The following is a 19,225-nucleotide window of genomic DNA, read 5'->3' as shown; positions in this document are numbered from 1 at the left end:
CGGCTAGGCCACCTTCTCGCGCAGTGTCGTGAACGGAAACGGCGTCGGCGCCTCGGCGACCTTGGGGGCGTGCACCAGGTTGAGATGCGGGAAGAGCAGCTCGGCAACGCGATAGGCCTCCTCCAGATGGGGGTAGCCCGAGCCGATCACGGTATCGATCCCGATCGCGGCATATTCCTCCAGCCGCTCGGCGACCGTCGCGGGATCGCCGACCAAGGCGGTGCCCGCGCCGGTCCGCACGAGGCCGATCCCCGCCCAGAGATTCGGGCTGACCTCCAGCGACGCGCGGCTGCCGCCGTGGAGCGAGCGCATCCGCTGCTGCCCGACCGATTCGCTGTGCTGGAGTGACGCCTGGAAGCGCGCGATGTCTTCGTCGGTGACGTAGCGGATGAGATCGTTGGCGGCGTCCCAGGCCTCGCCCTCGGTCTCGCGTACGATGAAGTGGAGGCGGATGCCGAAGCGGATCGTGCGCCCGCGCGCTGCGGCACGCGCGCGAACGTCATCGATCACCTCCTTCAGCTGGCTCGGCGGCTCGCCCCAGGCGAGGTACACGTCGACATGCTGCGCCGCGATCTCACGCGCGATCTCGGACGATCCGCCGAACCAGATCGGCGCATGCGGCGTCTGGACGAACGGGAACTCGAGCCGCCCCTTCCTGATCGACAGGTAGCGCCCCTCTCGCGTCACCTTCTCGCCGCGCGCGAGCGCACGGAAGATGTCGAGGAACTCGGCAGTCTGCTCGTATCGCTCGCGATGGCCGAGGAACATGCCGTCCTTCTCGAGGATCTCTGTGCTGCCGCCCGTCACCACGTTCAAGAGGACGCGACCGTTGCTGATCCGGTCGAGCGCCACCGCCTGCCGCACCGACTCTGCCGGTAACGTGAGCCCGGGCCGCAACGCCACCAGCAGCCGCAGCCGCTCGGTCACGGGCGCGATGCTGGCGGCGGTGATCCACGCGTCCTGGCAATGCGCGCCCGTCGGCAGTAGCGCGCCCGAGAAACCGAGCTGATCCGCCGCCATCGCGACCTGCCGCAGATACGCCGGCGTCGCCGCCCGCGCGCCGAGCGTCGTCCCGAGATAGCGCTGGTCGCCCGCCGACGGCAGGAACCAGAGGAAATCCAACGGTGCCTTGCCGCTCATCCCGACGTTCCTCTTCCCATCGACCGCGCTGCTCGTGGCGCTTCAGCGATTATCCACGTTCTCGATGGGAGATCAATGCGGAAGCGGCGGCCGCCTATCAGTTCAGTCCGGCCCGCACGCAAAGGTAGCGGCCGTTGAAGCCGAACGGGGAATAATGAGGCAAGCCGACGACGCCGGTCGTGTTGTTCGCGGGGATCGTGCGCTCGGGATACCCAGCATTCCCGTACGAATCTTACAGCGCGCTCACCGACGAAGACTTGAGGGCGATCAAGGCCTAGCTCTTCAGCCTGCCCGCGCTCAGTCCGTCGTCGAACGAGCGTCGTCGCCCGATAGCCCAAAGTGTTGCCATGTCGATCGAGCGCAGCACCCTTTCCATGGTGTGTCGATTTGCGTTTCTGACGATACTCAGCCGTCACAAAGAGGTTGGGGTGAAGGTACGGAGCTGAAGAGTTTCGAAGATCGGTGAGGACAATGACGTCCTCTCCTACGCGTCCGACAGACCGGCCTTTGACGCTCCGCACCGAAACGGCAGCATGTTTACTCCGTCAGAGCGGGTCACCATTCCCGCTCTGAAGGAGAAACGTCCAGTTCACACTGAATTACGCCTGTTCTCGAACCTCAGAACTCGACGTGGCGGGCCGAGAGGTTTGGTCAGCAAGAGGCAATGTTTACGGTTGCAAGGAGTGTCCGTTTACTGACAGGCGAGACACTCGTCATAATCGGTCGTCTCGCCCAGATCGAACTTGGGCTTCTCCAGCGTGTTATCCGCCTCCACGCCGCCCGCGAAACCGGCGCGTTGCACCGATTTGGAGCGCAGATAGTAGAGTGACTTGATCCCCAGCTCCCACGCGCGGAAGTGGAGCATCAGCAGATCCCACTTCTCCACATCTGCAGGGATGAACAGGTTCAGCGACTGCGCCTGATCGATATAGGCTGAACGATCGCCCGCCAGCTCCAGCAGCCAGCGCTGGTCGATCTCGAACGACGTCTTGAAACAGTCTTTCTCCTCCTGCGTCAGGAAGTCGAGATGCTGGACCGATCCGCCTTGTTCTAGGATCGAGTTCCACACCGCATCGGCATTCTTAGCCTTATCGATCAGCAGCTTTTCGAGATATGGATTCTTGACCACAAACGACCCGGACAGCGTCTTGTGCGTGTAGATGTTCGCCGGAATCGGTTCGATGCAGGCACTGGTGCCGCCGCAGATGATGCTGATCGATGCGGTCGGCGCGATCGCCATTTTACACGAGAAACGTTCCATCACGCCCATGTCGGCGGCATCGGGGCAGGGGCCCCGCTCCACCGCGAGTTGCATCGATGCCTCGTCCACCTGCGCCTTGATATGTTTGAAGATGCGCATGTTCCACGACTTGGCCATCGCGCCCTCGAACGGCAGCCCACGCGCCTGCAGGAAGGAGTGGAAGCCCATGACGCCGAGCCCGACCGAACGTTCGCGCCCGGCGGAATAGGCCGCCCGCTCCATGCCCGGCTCGTGGCGCTCGATGTAATCCTGCAGCACGTTGTCGAGGAAGCGCATCACGTCCTCGATGAAAGTCTTGTCTTCCTTCCACTCGTCCCAGGTTTCGAGGTTGAGCGACGACAGGCAGCAGACCGCCGTGCGATCGTTGCCGAGATGGTCGCGCCCCGTCGGCAGCGTGATCTCGCTACACAGGTTGGAGGTAGAAACCTTCAGGCCCAGATCGCGATGATGCTTGGGCATGTTCTTGTTCACGTGATCGGCGAAGACGATATATGGCTCGCCTGTCGCCAGCCGGGTTTCCACCAGCTTCTGGAACAGCGCGCGCGCATCGACTTTCGCCCGGACGCTATTATCCTTGGGCGATTTCAGCTCCCACTCGTCACCGTCGCGCACTGCCTCCATGAAGGCGTCCGGGATCAGCACGCCGTGGTGGAGGTTCAGCGCCTTGCGGTTGAAATCGCCGGAAGGTTTGCGAATTTCGAGGAACTCCTCGATCTCCGGGTGTGAGATGTCGAGGTAGCAGGCCGCCGAGCCGCGCCGTAGCGAGCCCTGGCTGATGGCCAGCGTCAAACTGTCCATCACGCGGACGAACGGGATGATGCCGCTGGTTTTGCCGTTGAGCCCGACCGGCTCGCCAATCCCGCGCACGTTGCCCCAATAGGTGCCTATCCCACCGCCGCGTGAAGCGAGCCATACATTCTCGTTCCAGGTATCGACGATGCCGTTCAGGCTGTCGGGCACCGAATTGAGATAGCAGGAGATCGGCAGCCCGCGGCCAGTGCCGCCGTTCGACAGCACCGGCGTGGCCGGCATGAACCACAGCTTCGAAATATAGTCATACAGCCGCTGCGCGTGCGCAGCATCGTCGGCATAAGCAGAGGCGACGCGGACGAACAGATCCTGATAGGTTTCACCGGGCAGCAGATAACGATCGGTCAACGTATCCTTGCCGAATTCGGTAAGAAGCGCGTTGCGGCCATGATCGACTTCCAGGGCATAAGGCTGGCGGCGGACGGCACCGTCGCTCGCATCGCCGGTGCCGGTCGTCGCTTCCAGTGTCTCGCTCGCCATGCTCGCCTCGCTCGAGTCTCTGAAATCCATCGCCGCCATTCCCTTATCCGGGGTCCGCTCGCGCCAGCGATCAAGGACCCTATATTACGCCGGGCGCCTCGCCCGCCGGGAGAAAAAATACGGCCGTGCGCATCTTCGCAGCGCGCGACAGGCCATGCCACAATATAGGGTTGTGGCGCAGTTCCTACCAGCGATTGGGTTCGCCCCCGAACTCAACCCCAACAGATTGTGGGAATCGCGCGCTCGCTGCAAGAGTGTAAATCGCCCGTAAATCGCAAGTGCGACGAACGGTTCGTCGCGCGGCGGGTAACGCTACACGCGACGCGCGGACTTAAGCCGCTTTCGCGGAAGGCAAGCGAAAAGGGGAGATACAAAAATATTCTCGGTGCCCGGCATGCCGGTCATGCTGTGCCGACGAGGAACCAATTCAAGCATCGCGTCGCCGTTGAGATAGCGGAAACACCAACTGATTTCATCTTATTGGAGAACGGCTAACATCGATGTCCGTGAAACGGATATCGCATTCGAGTCGCGAAGGCTCGCCCGAAAGAAGCCGGTCGCGTCGGCATGGCAGTGGGCCCGGCCGCAAAAATATTTAGTGATGATCGACGGAAGGATGTGACCTTCGACGCGACGACGACCATCGAACATCTGAAGCGCGTTTTTCGCTGATGGTGCGTCGCTACTGCCGGCCGATCCGTTCGCTAACACCGATTTGCGCGTGCGTGATCGAGCATTCGAGAATCACATGAAATAAACATCGGAACGCATTGATATAGATAATCTTTCCCAAGCCGATGGATTCGGCGCTTCCAAACATCGTGACTGAGCCGACGGCGTTAGGCGACCTTGCGCGGCCGGACGCTGATAGCCGGGCTCGCGTGGGCGAACCGATCGACATCGAATGCCTCCGCGAATTGCAGTCCAGCGCGGCCATCGTTCGTCCAGCGGATCGTCGCGGGGAAAAGCTGATTCTCGATCAGTTCGATCAGCACGTCCGCCCCAACCGCTTCCTCCGGGAAATCGACGCCGTCGATCAGTGCGCCGCCCGCTGAGATGTTGCGGATGCGGATATCGCCCGTTTCGTCGCCCACCTCCAGCCGCGCGGTGCGGAGAACCGATGCGCGCGGAGCGCGGCTGATCCGGTGGCCGATCGGCGTGGCATTGCCGGCATCGGCGCGTAACTGTTCGATTACGTCGGCGGCGCGCGCCGGCCGGCCATAGACGAAGCCCTGAATGTGGCTGCACCCGAGATCGCGGATCATGCCGATCTCGTCCTGCTGCTCCACGCCTTCTGCGGTGGTTTCCATCCCAAGCGTATCGGCCAGAGACACGATCGCCTTGATGATCGCCGCATTGCGGTTGCCCGGCTGGATCGCCCCGCGCACGAAGCTCTGGTCGATCTTGATCTTGTCGAACGGCGCCTTCTTCAGATAGCCGAGGCTCGAATAGCCGGTTCCGAAATCATCGAGCGCAAGCCGGACGCCGATACCCTTCAGCGCGCGGAACATCAGTTCAGAAGATGCATCCTCGTTGAGGAACACTCCCTCGGTGATTTCCAGTTCCAGCCGCTGCGGCGCGATGCCCGATCCGGCGATGGCGTTGGTGACGATCGCGGGCAGCACCGGATTGGCGAATTGCAGCGGCGATACGTTGACCGCGACTCGCACATGATCCGGCCAGTTCGCGGCTTCGGCGCAGGCGGTGCGCAACACCCATTCACCTATCTGCTCGATCAACCCGCATTCCTCGGCGACCGGCACGAATTCCGCCGGGCTGATCGGCCCGCGCGAGGGGTGATCCCAGCGCAGCAGCGCCTCATAGCCGACGATGCGTTCGTTGGCGGTGGAAACCACCGGCTGATAGGTGAGGTGGAACTCGTCTCCCGCGAGCGCGAGGCGCAGGTCGTCTTCCAGTCGCCGCCGGTTCTGCGCGCCCGCCAGCAATTCCGGGCGATAGAAACGATGCACGCCGCGCCCGTCGGCTTTGGCGGCATAGAGCGCGAGATCGGCGTTGCGAACGAGCGTTTCCGCATCCTCGCCATGCTCGGGCGCGATCGCGATTCCGACGGAGCAGCCGATCGAGAGCGTCGTGCCGCCGATGATGTACGGCGCCGAAAGCGCAGTGATGATGTCCTGCGCGATCTCGCCGAGGCGTGTCCGATCGGCATCGCGCGGCAACACGACCTCAAACTCATCGCCGCCGAGACGGCCGACCAGCCCGGAATCCCCCACGGTGCGTTGCAATCGCTGCGCCACCTGCTTGAGCAATTCGTCGCCGACCTGATGCCCGAGCGTATCGTTCACCGCCTTGAAACGATCGAGATCGAGCAGGAACAGACCGGTGAGCGACGACGCATTACGTCGTGAAATCAGCGTCTTTTCGAGCGAAAGCCGCATGCGTTGCCGGTTCGCAAGCCCGGTCAGGCTGTCGAACAGCGCGAGCCGGGTAATCTCCGCTTCGGCGCGACGCTTCTCCGTCAGGTCAGAGCCGGAGCCGATGAAACCCTGAAAGCAGCCCAGATCGTCCAGGATCGGCCTTCCGGAGATAGACCACCAGCGATCTACCGTCCCGTCGAACGCGGGGCGCACCGAATAGTCCGAGAAACTGGTGCGTGAAGAGAGATGGAAGGTAAGCGTGCGCTCGGTGTCAATCAGTTCCGAATCGACCCGGAAAATATTCACGAGCCGTGTCCCGATTGGCGAGACACCCATGCGGTTCAGTTCGGTCGCCACCTTGCCGGTGATGTAGGTGACGTTTCCGGCGCGATCGGTCTGCCAGAACCAGCCCGTGCCCTGCGCCTCGAACTCGTCGACCAGCCGCACGGCGAGCCGGCTCGCTTCATGTTCGCTCGCGCGATCCGCCTGCATCGTGATGTCTCGCCAGGCGACGCGGATCAGGCCCGTTGCGAAGATGCTGGCCAGCAGCGCGGCTATCGCGAAATCGAAGCCGGGGCCAGCTGTAACCAGAACCATTGCCGCAAGCGCGGTGGCGAAGGCGATGCTGGCAGCGCGGATCGCGTGAAGCGACACGGCCGCGGCGATGATGCCGCCGAACACCGCGACAAACCCGGAAACCCGCAATTCCGGTGCCGGAAGTGCCGATGCGCCATCAAGCAAGAGCGAGAGCATCACGGCGAGCGCGGCGGACAATATCGATACCGCGGCAATCCGCCGATGGGGCGGCTGCGAGTCGATTCGCGGGAATGCGAGAACCAGCCAGATCAGTGCGCCAAACAGCGCTGCTAGACCGCCGTAATCGATGAAGAAGCTTTCGTTGCCACGCTCGAAGACGCCGCGCCCGAGCACGGCGAGTGGCCCGAACACGAGCACCGCGATCGTTACGGGCCAGATTGCGCGCGTTTCCTCCAGGCTGGCGGTGCGGGCGCCATCGATCAACGGATCTGGCGTGGCCGCGAGGCCAAGGGCATCGGCCAGCGAGGGCGAGGCGGGGGAGTTATTCTGTATGGCGGCTCTGCGATGTTTACCCATAAGGTGCGAATAGGCCGCCCGGAGTTCTAATCCGGTTAGAGATCAAGCTTAAAATTTGATGGACGGTCAGCGCTAATATAAGCAAAAACAACGATATATTGCCTTAAGCCGGGTGCGTGGCAATATTTTCGGAGTAGCAGGGCGCAATTCCTCGCCAGTCTTCCAGCGGTTTCGGGACATGCCGATCGCCAACGCGGGGCGTCTTGGTGCGTGACGCTGGCGCGCGTAGCCCCTATCTCCGCGTGATGCGTAAATCAAAAGCCGGCCTGCCGACGCGCCAGCAGATCATGGATTTCATCACTTCGAGCGAAACTCCTGCCGGCAAGCGGGAGATCGCGCGCGCTTTCGGCCTGACGGCGCAGGAAAAGATCGCGCTCAAAGCGCTGCTGAAGGATATGGCCGACGAAGGGTTGATCGACTCCGCCCCCGGCCGGGCCTTCCACAAGATGGGCGGGGTGCCCAAGGTGACGGTGCTCCGCATCGCTGACGTAGATGATGGCGGCAACGTATGGGCAGTGCCGGAGCGGTGGGAGTCTGAAAGCCCGCCGCCACGCCTGCGCGTGCGGGAGCGCAAGCGTGGCGCGCTGGCAGTGGGCGCGCGTATCCTTGCGCGGACGGAGGAGGCCGGAAGCGGCTGGATCGCCCATCCGATGAAATCCCTCGGCGCGTCTTCGGAGCAGATGATCGGCGTGTTGCGCGGGCAGGGCGATCGGCTTTGGCTTCAGGGCGTGGAGAAGAAGGAGCGCCGCGAGTTCCCCGTATCCGACGCCGGCGGCGCGGAGGCGGGCGATCTGGTGCTGGCGGAACGCGCTGGCCGGCCGCCGCGGATTACCGCGCGGGTGGTGCAGCGTCTCGGTGATCCGTTCGCGCCGCGCAGTTTCTCGCTGATCGCGATCCACCAGTTCGGGATCCCGGATCGTTTCGCCGAGGAGGCCTTGGCCGAGGCCGGCCAGGTCGCCCGGCAACCTTTGGGCGAGGCGCGGGAAGATCTGACGCATCTGCCGATCGTGGCGATCGATCCCGCCGATGCGCGCGACCATGACGATGCCGTATGGGCCGCGCCGGATGACGACCCCGCGAATGCCGGCGGATGGAAGGCGATCGTCGCGATCGCTGACGTCAGTTTCTATGTCCGCCTCGGCTCGGCGCTCGATCGCGAGGCGCGCAGCCGGGGGAATTCGGTCTATTTCCCCGATCGCGTTGTGCCGATGCTGCCGGAGGTGCTTTCCGCCGACGTCTGCTCGTTAAAGGAGGGGGAAGATCGCGCCGCGCTGGCCTGCCATCTCCAGATCACGAAGAGCGGGGGCCTGAAATCATGGCGCTTCACGCGTGCCGCGGTGCGGATCGCGGCGAACATCGCCTATGAGGATGCGCAGGAGACAATCGATGCCGGGGCGGGGCCGATGCTCGATACGCTGCGCCCGTTATGGGGGTGCTGGGAAGCGCTTTCGGCCGCACGTGACAAGCGCGAGCCGCTCGCGCTCGATCTGCCGGAACGCCGCGTGGTGCTGGACGAGAAGGGGCGCATCATGTCCGTCGCGCCGCGAGAGCGGCTCGATGCGCATCGGTTGATTGAGGATTACATGATCGCCGCCAACGTCGCCGCCGCCAAGGCGCTGGAAGCGAAGAAGGCGCCGGTGATGTATCGCGTCCATGAGCCACCGGCGCGCGAGAAGCTGGTGGCGCTGAAGGAGTATCTCGATACGTTCGGGGTTTCGTTCGCGCTGGGGCAGGTCATCAAACCGGCGACCTTCAACCGCATCCTCGATAAAGTCGCCGACGCTGACTTCCGTCCGCAGATCATGGAGCAGGTGCTGCGCACGCAGACGCAGGCTTATTATGCCCCCGCGAATCATGGCCATTTCGGGCTGGCGCTTGGCAGTTATGGCCACTTTACCTCCCCGATCCGCCGATATGCCGATCTGCTGGTGCATCGGGCGCTCGTTTCCGCCTACGAACTGGGACCAGGCGGACTTGGCGGGGACGAGGATTTCGAACGCATCGGCGAGGCGATCAGCAAACTCGAGCGCCGCGCGATGGAAGCGGAGCGCGACACGATCGATCGCTATGTAGCCGCATATCTCGCCGAGCGCGTCGGCGAGACGGTGGAGGCGCGCATCACCGGAGTGGCGAACTTCGGCTTCTTCGCAACCGTGGAGGGCATCGGCGGCGACGGACTGATGCCCGTGCGCGATCTGGGCGGCGAATATTTCCGCTTCGATGAAGGTGCGCGGATGCTGGTGGGCGAAACGAGTGGCGAGGAATATGCGCTGGGTCGACGTCTTCGCCTGCGGCTTGCCGAGGCGAATCCGGTGTCGGGCGCGCTGCGCTTCGAATTGCCGGAGGGAAAGGGTGCGTTGCCGCCATCACGGCGAGACGGGCCCCGGCGCGAGATCAAGCGGCGCGGCCGACCTTCGAACATCCGTCATCAAGGGCGCAGGAAGTGAAACTCAACATCGTCGATCGCATCGCCACCGGGATTGTCATTCGCGCGGAAACGGCGATCGTGAAGCGCTTCGTGGATGCTAAGGCCACAGACGCCGCAAGCGCGATATCGTTCGAGCCGGAAGGGCGCGCGCAGCGCCGAATTTTCCGTCGCATGACACGTTTTGGCGCGGTGTTGCCGGCGGAGGATGGTCGCTGGTTCCTCGACGACGTCGTTCTCGCCAATTTCCGCAAGGAGGAACTGGCGCGATTGCTGGGCGTGATCGCGCTGACCGGCTTCGCGGCGGCGGGCGCGATCGCGCTGGGGCGGTAGGGCCATGCGAGCGATTGCCTGACAAGATCACTGATCGATCAGTGCCTGGGCTTGCCGCCACCCGAGAAGGACGACCACCGATTTTGGCGGGCAAGACAATCGCCGATGAAAATGGGCTGCCGAGTCTCCCCGACAGCCCGGCGTCTTAACTAACTAAGTTGGCTAATCATGCTTGTGCGTGCGCCGCGATCCGTTTGATCTTGGCGTCGAAGCGGACGTCCGAGCGGGCCTGAGCACGCCGCATCGCAAAGCCGATCGTGCCGAAGCCGAGGATCATGAGAGCCCAGATCGCCGGCTCGGGAACACCTGCGACGGCATAAGTGATCGCACCGTTGAAATCCCGCGGCGAGAAATTTTCCGCGAAGGGATAGCTCTTCCCGTAACCGCTCAGGATCGACAGCGCACTATTGGACGCGACGATGTCTCCAACCGCGTTGCCGTTGGTGTAACGTACGATACCCGTGTACGGCACGGTTCCCGTAAAATAGAAACCTATCGTCGAGCCGGCCGTGACGCCGAAGTCCGCGATGTCGAAATTGGTCAGATTATCGGTGCCCGCGCTTGTCACGCCGCTGAAGGAATCGCGCAGCGTCCATGCTGCGGCGTTGTTCTGGTTCGAGCCGATGCCGCCATCGATCGTGTAGAATTTGAAGTCGTAGGTGCCACCGGTAATGTTCACGCCTAGCGACTGCAGCACAAGCGATTGGCTGCCAACCACAACATCGAACATGATGCCGCTCTGATTGTTGTTGCTGTTAAGTGGCGTCGCCAGCGTATCCGCGAGCGCCGGGGCGGCAAGCGATGACGCAAGGAATAGCGAAGCAGCGACCGTAGCAATGCGACTTTTCATCAATCATCCCCCTACGCACCGAGCGGCGTTCCAGTACGTAAAGATTACCGAGAGATTAACGAGCAATGCAATCGTTCTAATTTCGCAGGTGTGCGTTTTTGGGACGGCTCTCAAAGACTTGTGCTCGCGCCGTTAAGCCTGGGGCGCAACTGCGCCGCCTGATTCCGCATTCAGGCGATAACGGGGCGGTTGCCGACGCCATAACAATAGGTTGTTAATCGCGTCTGGGTGTCGATCACGGCCCTCCACCAAAGCGAGCCCTTTTTCACCCCGCCGTGAAGGTCATGCCGGCCTTCGCTATTAGCCGCTTGCGCAGCGCATCGCCCATCAGCGCACCCGGGGTCCAGATGCCGCCGGCGCCTGCCACGTCTTGCACCAAGCAAAGCGCGCTTTCGGCAAGCATCTTGCTGGTCGAACCATAGCCGGGATCGCGGTCTCCGGTAACCACCGCATCGATGCGCGCGCCATCCGGCATCAGGCCGATGAAGAGAATATCGTAATGGCCGTTGTCGCGCTCCTCCTTCGACGGGCCTTCGCCCGGCTTCGGGCCTTTGTCGCCGGCGAGCGGATTGATCTTCGCCAGCGCCTCTGCCGCTGCCTTGCCGATATCGCCAAGCCCGGCGACGATCATCTCGTCGTAAACGAAATCGCCGCCATATTTCTGGCCAAGCAGCAAGTTCGTGCGGTGGACGTTCTTGGTATTGATCGGCGCCATGATGAACGGTGCGACCCAGGCGGCGATCGTCGTATCATATTCCGGGATCAGGCCGGTCGGCTGATGTGGCCCGCTATGCCCCGGCGTCAGCGCGAACGGGCTGGCAAGGAGCGTGAGGAGCGACGGATCGCGCGCCGCCGCCGCCAGCGTCGCCTTGAGGCTGGCGGCAGTGCCGCCGGAGAAGCCGCCTTTCATGGTGCGCACCCGGCACTTCACGCGTGGCGCTGGCTTGCCGAAGCGGTTGATCGCGCCTTCCTGCAGAGTGAGCACGCCGAGATCGAACGGGATCGAATCAAAGCCGCAGGAAAAGACGATTCGCGCGCCGGTTTCCTTCGCGCGTGCGTCGTGCGCATCGATCATCCTGCGCATCCACCCCGGCTCGCCGCACAGATCGACATAGGCGGTGCCGGTCTCCACGCAAGCGGCGACCAGATCGCTGCCATAGAGCTGATATGGCCCCACGGTGGAGATCACCACGGTCGCGCGCGCGGCCATCGCGCGCAGGCTGGCGGGGTCATCGGAATTGGCGGCGAGCAGCGGCACGTCCGCCGCCACGCCCATCTCGGTCCGCACGTCCTCCAGCTTTGTCAGCGACCGGCCGGCCATTGCCCATTTCGGACCATCCGCACCATAGGTCTGCTGCAGATACTCCGCCACCAGCCGCCCGGTGAATCCGGTCGCGCCGTAGACGATCACATCGAATTCGCGGGCCATATCTGCGTTCCTCTTACCTTTTCCGACGATTAGAGCAGAAAGGGCAGGCGATTGCTACGCCGCTTCGCTGAACTGGAGGCTGGCGAGACGCGCATAGAGCCCGCTGCGCGCGATCAGCGCGCCATGGCTGCCCTCTTCGACGATCCGGCCATTATCCATCACGACGATGCGATTGGCGGCGCGGACGGTGGCGAGGCGATGTGCGATGATAAGCGTGCTGCGCTCGGTCATCAGCCGCTCCAGCGCCTGCTGCACGAGCAACTCGCTTTCCGCGTCGAGCGCGCTGGTGGCTTCGTCAAGCAGCAGGATCGGGGCGTCACGCAACAGCGCGCGGGCGATCGCCACGCGCTGGCGCTGTCCACCTGACAGGCGCGCGCCGCCCTCGCCGAGATAGGTGCCGAGCCCTTCCGGCAGCGAGTGCAGGAAATCGGCGGCATTGGCTGCCTCGGCGGCGGCCCACAACTCTTCGTCGCTTGCATCCCAGCGGCCGTAGCGCAGATTGTCGCGCGCGGAGGCGGCGAAGATCACCGTTTCCTGCGGCACCATCGCGATGTGAGATCGGATGGCGGCGGGATCGGCATCGCGCAGGTCGATGCCGTCGATCGTCAGCCGGCCGGCCTGCGGATCATAGAAGCGCTGAAGCAGCTGGAATAGTGTCGTTTTGCCCGCGCCGGACGGGCCGACCACCGCGACCGTTTCACCCGGGGCGATAGTCAGGCTGAAATCATGCAGCGCCGGGGCGTCGGGTCGTGTCGGATAGCGAAACTCGACATGTTCGAACGTCACGGCGCCGCGCGGCGGCAGCGGCAGCAAAAGTGGTGCGCGCGGCGCGGCGATCTCCGGCTTTTCGGCGAGCAGTTCCGAAAGACGCCCGGCCGCACCCGCCCCGCGCAGCAACTCGCCATACACCTCGGTCAGCGCGCCGAAAGCACCCGCCACAATACCGCCGGTGAGAACGAAGGCCGCGATGGCGCCGCCTGAGAGGCGCCCCGCGGCCACATCGATCGCGCCCTCCCACAATACCAGCGTGATCGACCCGAAGATCAGCCCGATCACGATCGCCGTCATCACCGCGCGCACAAGGATGCGGCGGCGGGCGGCGGCCATCGTCGCCTCGACTGCGTCGGCAAAGCGCTGTGCCTCGCGTTCCTCCTGCCCAAACGCCTGGACGATCCTCATCGCGCCCAACGTCTCGGTCGCCATCGCGCCGACGTCGGCGATGCGATCCTGCGAAGTCCGCGAATAGGCGCGCACGCGCCGACCGAGCAGCGCGATCGGCAGGATCACCATCGGTATGCCGAGCAGCAGCATCCCCGCCAGCTTTGGCGATATCGCGAACAGATAGACCATGCCGCCGATGCCGGTAAACATGTTGCGCAGCGCCACCGACATGGTGGAGCCGACGACGCTCTCGATCTGCGCAGTGTCCGCCGTCAGCCGCGAGGCGATTTCCGACGGGCGGTTCTCTTCGAAGAAGCGTGGGGTGAGCGTGAGCAGGTGGCGCTGCACGCGGGCGCGAATATCCGCCACCACCCGCTCGCCCAGCCATGATACGAAGTAAAAGCGGATCGCCGTCGCCACTGCCAGAACGGCTACGATCATCAACAGATAGTGAAAGGCGCTCGCCACATCGCCATGCGCGCCGGGGCCGAAACCGCGGTCGATGACACGCTTGAAGCTGTAAGGGATCGCGATCGTGGCCAGCGAGGTGATCGTAAGCGCGGCGCCGGCGGCGGCGATGCGCCCCGGATAGCGCCGTGCGTGATCCCACACTAGGGCAAGGCTGCCCAAGCGGCGGCGGGGGGCTTCTGCGGGCGCTTCTGTCGACATGCGAAAGCGCCTAGCAGCCCGGCTCTGTTGGCTCAACGGCGCGGGCGGCGGGCCGGGTGTCGCCAGCGGCGGTTCGCGATTGCAGCAATTTGATTTGTCATTAATCTGAAACGGGCTACCAGTTCGCGATCAAAGCTTCGCCGATCAGGATACCCGATGCTCTACGACGCCTATGAATTCCAGCGCTCGATGCTCGCAGGTGCTAGCGCCTGGGCCAATTTTGGCGCGGGCATGCTGAACAATCCGGCAAACCCGTTCTCCTATTTCGGCGGCGGCGCAGTGATGGCTTCGGCGCTCGAGGTGTTCGCACATGCGGCCGCGCCGCGCGGCAAACCGGTTTTCGGGCTCGATCGCACGATGGTGAACGGCGAAGCCGTCGAGGTGGTCGAGGAAGTGGTGCTGCAGAAGCCATTCGGCCAGCTAAAGCGCTTTGCGCGCGTCGGCGTGAGCGGAGGCCCGAAACTGCTGATCGTTGCCCCGATGTCCGGCCATTTCGCCACGCTGCTGCGAGGCACTGTTGAGCGGATGCTGCCGACCTGTGATGTTTACATCACTGACTGGCGCGATGCGAAGCTGGTGCCGGTTACCGACGGCGCGTTCGACCTTGATGATTATGTTGATTATCTCATCGAGTTCATGGAGGCGATCGGGCCGGGCGGACATATGCTGGCGGTCTGCCAGCCTTCGGTCCCGACCTATGCTGCCGCGGCGTTGATGAGCGCCGACAAGCATCCGTGCCGCCCCAGGACGCTGACGATGATGGGCGGGCCGATCGACACGCGTGAGGCGCCGACGGCGGTGAATACGCTGGCAACCGAGCGGCCGCACGCCTGGTTCAGCCAGAATGTCATCGCGACCGTGCCGCGCATGTATCCGGGCGCGGGGCGACGTGTTTATCCCGGCTTCCTGCAGCTTACCGGCTTCATGTCGATGAACCTTGGCAATCACATGATGAGCCATTGGGAGATGTTCAAGCATCTCGTCCGCGGCGATGGCGAGAGCGCCGAGGCGACCAAGGAGTTCTACGACGAATATCGCTCGGTCTGCGACATGACCGAAGAATTCTACCTTCAGACGATCGATGTGGTGTTTCAGGAGCACAAGCTGCCGCGTGGGCTGATGACGCATCGCGGGCGCCCGATCGATCCGGGCGCGATCACCGATATCGCGCTGCTGGCGATCGAGGGCGAGCGCGATGATATCTCCGGCATCGGCCAGACCAAGGCGGCGTTGACGCTCGCGACCAACCTGCCCGAGGCGAAGAAACATTATCTGCTCGCCGAAGGGGTCGGCCATTATGGCATCTTCAACGGCTCCAAATGGCGCAACCGCATTGCGCCGCTGGTGGAGAAGCTGATCGCGGAGAACGGCTGAACGATCAGTTCTTCAGCCGCCATCCGGTCCTGAAGACCACGCCGATGGTCACCAGGCACACGGTCAACAGCGTAAGCGTCACCGTCAGGCTAACCGCGACCGCCACGTCGCTGGTTCCGAAGAAGGTCCAGCGGAATCCGTTGATGAGATAGACGACCGGGTTGAACAAGGTCACCGTTCGCCACGGTTCCGGCAGGATCATCACGGAATAGAAGGCGCCACCCAGGAAGGTAAGTGGCGTGACGATCAGCAGCGGGATCACCTGCAACTGCTCGAATCCCTTTGCGAAGATGCCGATGACAAAGCCAAACAGGCAGAACGTGATGCAGATCAGCGCGAGATAGGCGATCATCGCCAATGGATGCAGGATGCGCAGGTCGACGAAGATGTGCGCCGTTGCGAAGATGATAAGGGCGATCGTCAACGATTTGGTCGCCGCCGCGCCGACATAACCCAGTACGATTTCGAATGCCGATACGGGCGCGGACAACAACTCGTAGATCGTGCCGGTGAACTTGGGCATGTAAATGCCGAAACTGCCGTTCAGAATGCTTTCGGAAAAGATCGCAAGCAGCATCATCCCCGGCACGATGAACGCCCCATAGGGTACACCGGAGACTTCGCGCATCTGCGATCCGATCGCCGAGCCGAACACCACGAAGTAAAGCGACGTAGTGATGACCGGCACCATCAGACTGGTCCAGATCGTGCGGCCGAACCGCGCCATCTCGAAGCGATAGATCGCCCAGACGCTGTTTATGTTCATGGTTTGGCCCCCACCAGATCGACGAAGATATCCTCCAGGCTAGATCGCGACGTTTCCAGGTCGGTAAAGCCGATGCCCCGATCGGACAGCGCACGGAGCAGGGAGGGAATGCCGGCCTTTTCCGCCTGTGCATCGAATACGTAGCGCAGCGTGCGGCCGTCGTTCTCCAGTGCGAGCTGCCATTTCTCCAGCCCGTCCGGCAGCGCCGGGAGCGGTTCGGCTAGCGTCAGCGCCAGTTCGCGCCTGCCGAGCTTCTGCATCAGCGCGTCCTTCCGCTCGACCAGTAGCAGCTTGCCGCTGTTGATGACGCCGACACGGTCGGCCATCTCCTCCGCCTCCTCGATATAATGGGTGGTGAGGATGATCGTCGCGCCATTATCTCGCAGGCGGTGCACGAGTTTCCACATGTCTCGACGCAGGTTCACGTCCACGCCGGCGGTTGGCTCGTCGAGAAAGAGGATTTGCGGCTCGTGCGCCAGCGCCTTGGCGATCAGCACGCGGCGCTTCATCCCGCCGGAAAGCTCCATGATCCGTGCCTTGCGCTTGTCCCATAAGGACAGCTCGCGGAGGATTTGCTCGATATAGGCCGGGTTCGGGCCGTAGCCGAACAGGCGGCGCGAGAAGGTAACTGTCGCGAGCACGCTCTCGAACGAATCCGTCGATAGCTCCTGCGGCACCAGCCCGATCGTGCGACGGGCGGCCTTATAGTCGCGGATCGCATCATGCCCCGCCACCGTGATCGTGCCGGCGGACGGGGTGACGATGCCGCAGATGATGCTGATCAGTGACGTTTTGCCGGCGCCATTGGGGCCGAGCAGCGCGAAAATCTCGCCTCGGCGGATCGTCAGATCCACCGGCTCAAGCGCGGTGACACCGCCGGCATAGGTCTTTGATACGCCCTCCAGCCTCAGAATCGCGTCATCGTTCATGAGCGTGCGGCGCGCGCGGCAGCGATCGCTTCCTGCAGACGGTCTATCGGCAGCGCGCCCGAAAGCACGCGATCGCCTACGACCCAGCTCGGCGTGCCCCGCATGCCGAGCTTCGCCGTGGTGGCGAGATTGGTGCGTATTTCCTCGTCGGCATCGGGCGGCCGCTTGGATAGATCCACGCCCGCTGCGCGTGCGGCCGACGCAATCGTCTGATCGCTCACCGGACCGGCGGCGTAGAGCGCATCGTGAAACGGCTTGAACTTGTTCTGCGACGCGGCGGTGAGTGCTGCGCGAGCTGCGACGAGGCTGCTTTCCGCCAACACCGGCATTTCGCGGAAAACGACGCGCAGCTTCGGGTCGGCCTTCACCAACTTATCCAGCGTGGGCAGACTAGCGCGGCAGTAACCGCAATTGTAATCGTAATATTCCACCAGTGTAACGTCCCCGTTGGGATTGCCCATATAGGCGTTGCCATAGGGCGTCTCGATCGCGGAGCGCATGGTTGCGATAACTTTGGCGTTTTCGCGATCGTTCAGCCGCTGCATCGCCTCGGGGATGATATCGGGGTTGGCGAGGATATAGTCGCGCACGGTCCGCTCGATGCGCGCGCGATCCCCGTCGGAAAGCGCGCCCGGCGCGACCCTTTCGGCAAGCCAGGTGCCCATTGCGCCAAACGCGGCGCCGATCACCACCAGCGCCACCAGCATCATGCGATTCATTTGCGTTTATACTTTTTCGGATTGTCGTTCATGTCGTTCTGCGCCGTCATCGCGATATCCTGCGCGCGAATCCAGTCCGGCGTGTTCTGCGGTATACCAGCCATCGCGATTTTCGCGCTGTATGCGGCGGTACGACTGTCGCCGTTCATGCTCGCGGTCTCGGCGGTGGCGAGCGCGGCGCGCGCCTGATCGCCAGACTGCTCATAGGCGGTGCCAAGCTGATACCAGGCGAAGGGATTCTCGTCGTCACGCGCGATGGCGGTGCGCAATACCTTGATAGCCTCGGGCAGATTCGCCTTGTCTTCGGTCGCGATCAGCGCGTGGCCGAAGGTAGTCGCGATCAGCGCGTTGTTGCGCGAAAGCTCGGTCGCTTCGCGCAGGGGCCGCAGTGCTTCGCCGGGCTTGCCGGCTTCGAGCAGTATCTGCCCCTTAATCTCGAGGAAATAAGGGTCATGCGGATCGGCTTTCACCAATGCATTCGCCTCGGCATCCGCTTTGTCGGGATAGCCGGCCTTATGATAGGCATAGGCGCGCGCATAATGCGCATACACCGTCTGGCTGCTCTCCGGATACGCTGTCAGCGTGCGCTGCGGCGTGTTCACATATCCGGCGAGCTTGGCCTTCACACGCAGAAAGCGCTCCTGCAGCGTGGCGTCGGGCGGCTTGCTGTACGCCGGGGATGCCGTGATATCGGCGGTCATCGTCTGGATGCGCTCGCCCGAAAGCGGGTGCGTTTGCATGAACGGGTCGATATTGTTGAGCCCGTAGCGATATTCCTGCTGCTGCAACGTCTTGAAGAAAGACAGCATTCCCTTGCCGGTGATCCCGGCGGCATTCAGATATTTAACTGCGCTCGCATCGGCGGTGGATTCCTGTGTGCGTGTGAAAGCGAGGAATTTCCCCATGGCGGCTTGTTGTCCGGCCGCCATGACGCCCATTCCGGCTTCGCCTGCGCCAGCGGCGGCGGCGGCGATGCCGAGCACCATGCTGAGTAGGTAGATGGCCATCGCGGGTTTCGTCCCCGCGCCTGCGTTTACGATATGCCCGTCCGCGATGTGGCCCAGTTCGTGCGCGATGACGCCCTGCACCTGATTGGCGTTGTCGGCGGCCTGGATCAGGCCGGAATGGATATAGACGGTCTGCCCGCCGATCACGAAAGCGTTGATCGAATCGTCATTGACCAGCGCGAACTTCACGTCCCTCGGATTGAGCCCGGCGGCCTTAACCAGCGGCTCGGACATGTCATGAAACAGCGATTCCGTTTCCGCGTCGCGCAGCAGGGACTGTGCGTGCGCGGGTTGCGCGCAGATCAGGATCGCGGTGGCGAAGGCGGCCAGCGTCCGCTTCATCAGACAAGATTTTCCCTGCGCTTGGCCCGCTGGCGGGCG

Annotated in this window: 13 protein-coding genes; 3 read left to right on the top strand and 10 right to left on the bottom strand. The window is 63.2% G+C overall.

The window, feature by feature from the left end:
* Nucleotides 1-3: 3 nt before the first annotated feature.
* From ssuD to FFS35_RS06265, 3 genes are all read right to left on the bottom strand, one after another.
* Nucleotides 4-1,140: an FMNH2-dependent alkanesulfonate monooxygenase gene (gene ssuD / locus FFS35_RS06275; protein ID WP_137786282.1), complete on the bottom strand. Its 1,137-nt coding sequence runs from the start codon at nt 1,138-1,140 to the stop codon at nt 4-6.
* A 691-nt stretch (nt 1,141-1,831) separates the two neighbouring features.
* Entirely contained in the window at nt 1,832-3,721 is a 1,890-nt protein-coding gene (locus tag FFS35_RS06270) for a ribonucleoside-diphosphate reductase subunit alpha (protein WP_137786281.1), read from the bottom strand.
* A gap of 809 nt (nt 3,722-4,530) precedes the next feature.
* A complete protein-coding gene (locus FFS35_RS06265) occupies nt 4,531-7,182 on the bottom strand; it encodes an EAL domain-containing protein (protein WP_137786280.1) in 2,652 nt (883 codons plus the stop codon).
* Nucleotides 7,183-7,427: 245 nt separating this feature from the next.
* Here FFS35_RS06265 and FFS35_RS06260 point away from each other — a divergent pair, with 245 nt between their 5' ends.
* A complete protein-coding gene (locus FFS35_RS06260) occupies nt 7,428-9,629 on the top strand; it encodes a VacB/RNase II family 3'-5' exoribonuclease (RefSeq protein WP_171007546.1) in 2,202 nt (733 codons plus the stop codon).
* Complete coding sequence (locus FFS35_RS06255) at nt 9,626-9,940, top strand: hypothetical protein (RefSeq protein WP_137786279.1); 315 nt, start codon at nt 9,626-9,628, stop codon at nt 9,938-9,940. Before FFS35_RS06260 ends, FFS35_RS06255 begins: the two co-directional genes overlap by 4 nt.
* Nucleotides 9,941-10,106: 166 nt before the next feature.
* On the opposite strand, the gene FFS35_RS06250 is transcribed toward FFS35_RS06255, so the two are convergent.
* From FFS35_RS06250 to FFS35_RS06240, 3 genes are all read right to left on the bottom strand, one after another.
* The gene (locus tag FFS35_RS06250) at nt 10,107-10,790 is read right to left on the bottom strand and encodes a PEPxxWA-CTERM sorting domain-containing protein (RefSeq protein ID WP_137786278.1); all 684 of its coding nucleotides are present in this window, start codon (nt 10,788-10,790) and stop codon (nt 10,107-10,109) included.
* Between the two features lie 265 nt (nt 10,791-11,055).
* Nucleotides 11,056-12,219 (bottom strand): saccharopine dehydrogenase NADP-binding domain-containing protein, encoded by a 1,164-nt coding sequence (locus tag FFS35_RS06245; protein WP_137786277.1) that lies wholly within the window; start codon nt 12,217-12,219, stop codon nt 11,056-11,058.
* Nucleotides 12,220-12,273: 54 nt separating this feature from the next.
* Nucleotides 12,274-14,049 carry an ABC transporter transmembrane domain-containing protein gene (locus tag FFS35_RS06240; protein ID WP_137786276.1) on the bottom strand — a complete coding sequence of 592 codons (1,776 nt, stop codon included), beginning with the start codon at nt 14,047-14,049 and terminating at the stop codon, nt 12,274-12,276.
* A gap of 156 nt (nt 14,050-14,205) precedes the next feature.
* Here FFS35_RS06240 and phaZ point away from each other — a divergent pair, with 156 nt between their 5' ends.
* The gene (gene phaZ, locus FFS35_RS06235; RefSeq protein ID WP_137786275.1) at nt 14,206-15,423 is read left to right on the top strand and encodes a polyhydroxyalkanoate depolymerase; all 1,218 of its coding nucleotides are present in this window, start codon (nt 14,206-14,208) and stop codon (nt 15,421-15,423) included.
* 4 nt (nt 15,424-15,427) lie between these two features.
* On the opposite strand, the gene FFS35_RS06230 is transcribed toward phaZ, so the two are convergent.
* The 4 genes from FFS35_RS06230 to FFS35_RS06215 are packed head-to-tail and all read right to left on the bottom strand — an operon-like array spanning nt 15,428 to nt 19,186.
* A complete protein-coding gene (locus FFS35_RS06230) occupies nt 15,428-16,189 on the bottom strand; it encodes an ABC transporter permease (protein ID WP_137786274.1) in 762 nt (253 codons plus the stop codon).
* Nucleotides 16,186-17,118 carry an ABC transporter ATP-binding protein gene (locus FFS35_RS06225; RefSeq protein ID WP_137786273.1) on the bottom strand — a complete coding sequence of 311 codons (933 nt, stop codon included), beginning with the start codon at nt 17,116-17,118 and terminating at the stop codon, nt 16,186-16,188. Before FFS35_RS06225 ends, FFS35_RS06230 begins: the two co-directional genes overlap by 4 nt.
* The gene (locus FFS35_RS06220; RefSeq protein WP_137786272.1) at nt 17,115-17,837 is read right to left on the bottom strand and encodes a DsbA family protein; all 723 of its coding nucleotides are present in this window, start codon (nt 17,835-17,837) and stop codon (nt 17,115-17,117) included. The genes FFS35_RS06225 and FFS35_RS06220 overlap by 4 nt, the downstream gene beginning before the upstream one ends.
* Complete coding sequence (locus FFS35_RS06215) at nt 17,834-19,186, bottom strand: M48 family metalloprotease (RefSeq protein ID WP_137786271.1); 1,353 nt, start codon at nt 19,184-19,186, stop codon at nt 17,834-17,836. The genes FFS35_RS06220 and FFS35_RS06215 overlap by 4 nt, the downstream gene beginning before the upstream one ends.
* Nucleotides 19,187-19,225 lie beyond the last annotated feature (39 nt).

The organism is Sphingomonas sp. 3P27F8 (genome assembly GCF_005502745.1).
Classification (GTDB): domain Bacteria; phylum Pseudomonadota; class Alphaproteobacteria; order Sphingomonadales; family Sphingomonadaceae; genus Sphingomonas.
This window is presented reverse-complemented; position numbering and strand designations above follow the sequence as displayed.

Bases quoted from the DNA above. Each gene is read 5' to 3' on its own strand.
- FFS35_RS06265 (WP_137786280.1), bottom strand. From the start codon at position 7,182: ATGGGTAAACATCGCAGAGCCGCCATACAGAATAACTCCCCCGCCTCG.
- FFS35_RS06270 (WP_137786281.1), bottom strand. From the start codon at position 3,721: ATGGATTTCAGAGACTCGAGCGAGGCGAGCATGGCGAGCGAGACACTG.
- FFS35_RS06220 (WP_137786272.1), bottom strand. From the start codon at position 17,837: ATGAATCGCATGATGCTGGTGGCGCTGGTGGTGATCGGCGCCGCGTTT.
- FFS35_RS06260 (WP_171007546.1), top strand. From the start codon at position 7,428: ATGCGTAAATCAAAAGCCGGCCTGCCGACGCGCCAGCAGATCATGGAT.
- phaZ (WP_137786275.1), top strand. From the start codon at position 14,206: ATGCTCTACGACGCCTATGAATTCCAGCGCTCGATGCTCGCAGGTGCT.
- FFS35_RS06225 (WP_137786273.1), bottom strand. From the start codon at position 17,118: ATGAACGATGACGCGATTCTGAGGCTGGAGGGCGTATCAAAGACCTAT.
- FFS35_RS06215 (WP_137786271.1), bottom strand. From the start codon at position 19,186: ATGAAGCGGACGCTGGCCGCCTTCGCCACCGCGATCCTGATCTGCGCG.
- FFS35_RS06245 (WP_137786277.1), bottom strand. From the start codon at position 12,219: ATGGCCCGCGAATTCGATGTGATCGTCTACGGCGCGACCGGATTCACC.
- ssuD (WP_137786282.1), bottom strand. From the start codon at position 1,140: ATGAGCGGCAAGGCACCGTTGGATTTCCTCTGGTTCCTGCCGTCGGCG.
- FFS35_RS06230 (WP_137786274.1), bottom strand. From the start codon at position 16,189: ATGAACATAAACAGCGTCTGGGCGATCTATCGCTTCGAGATGGCGCGG.
- FFS35_RS06250 (WP_137786278.1), bottom strand. From the start codon at position 10,790: ATGAAAAGTCGCATTGCTACGGTCGCTGCTTCGCTATTCCTTGCGTCA.
- FFS35_RS06240 (WP_137786276.1), bottom strand. From the start codon at position 14,049: ATGTCGACAGAAGCGCCCGCAGAAGCCCCCCGCCGCCGCTTGGGCAGC.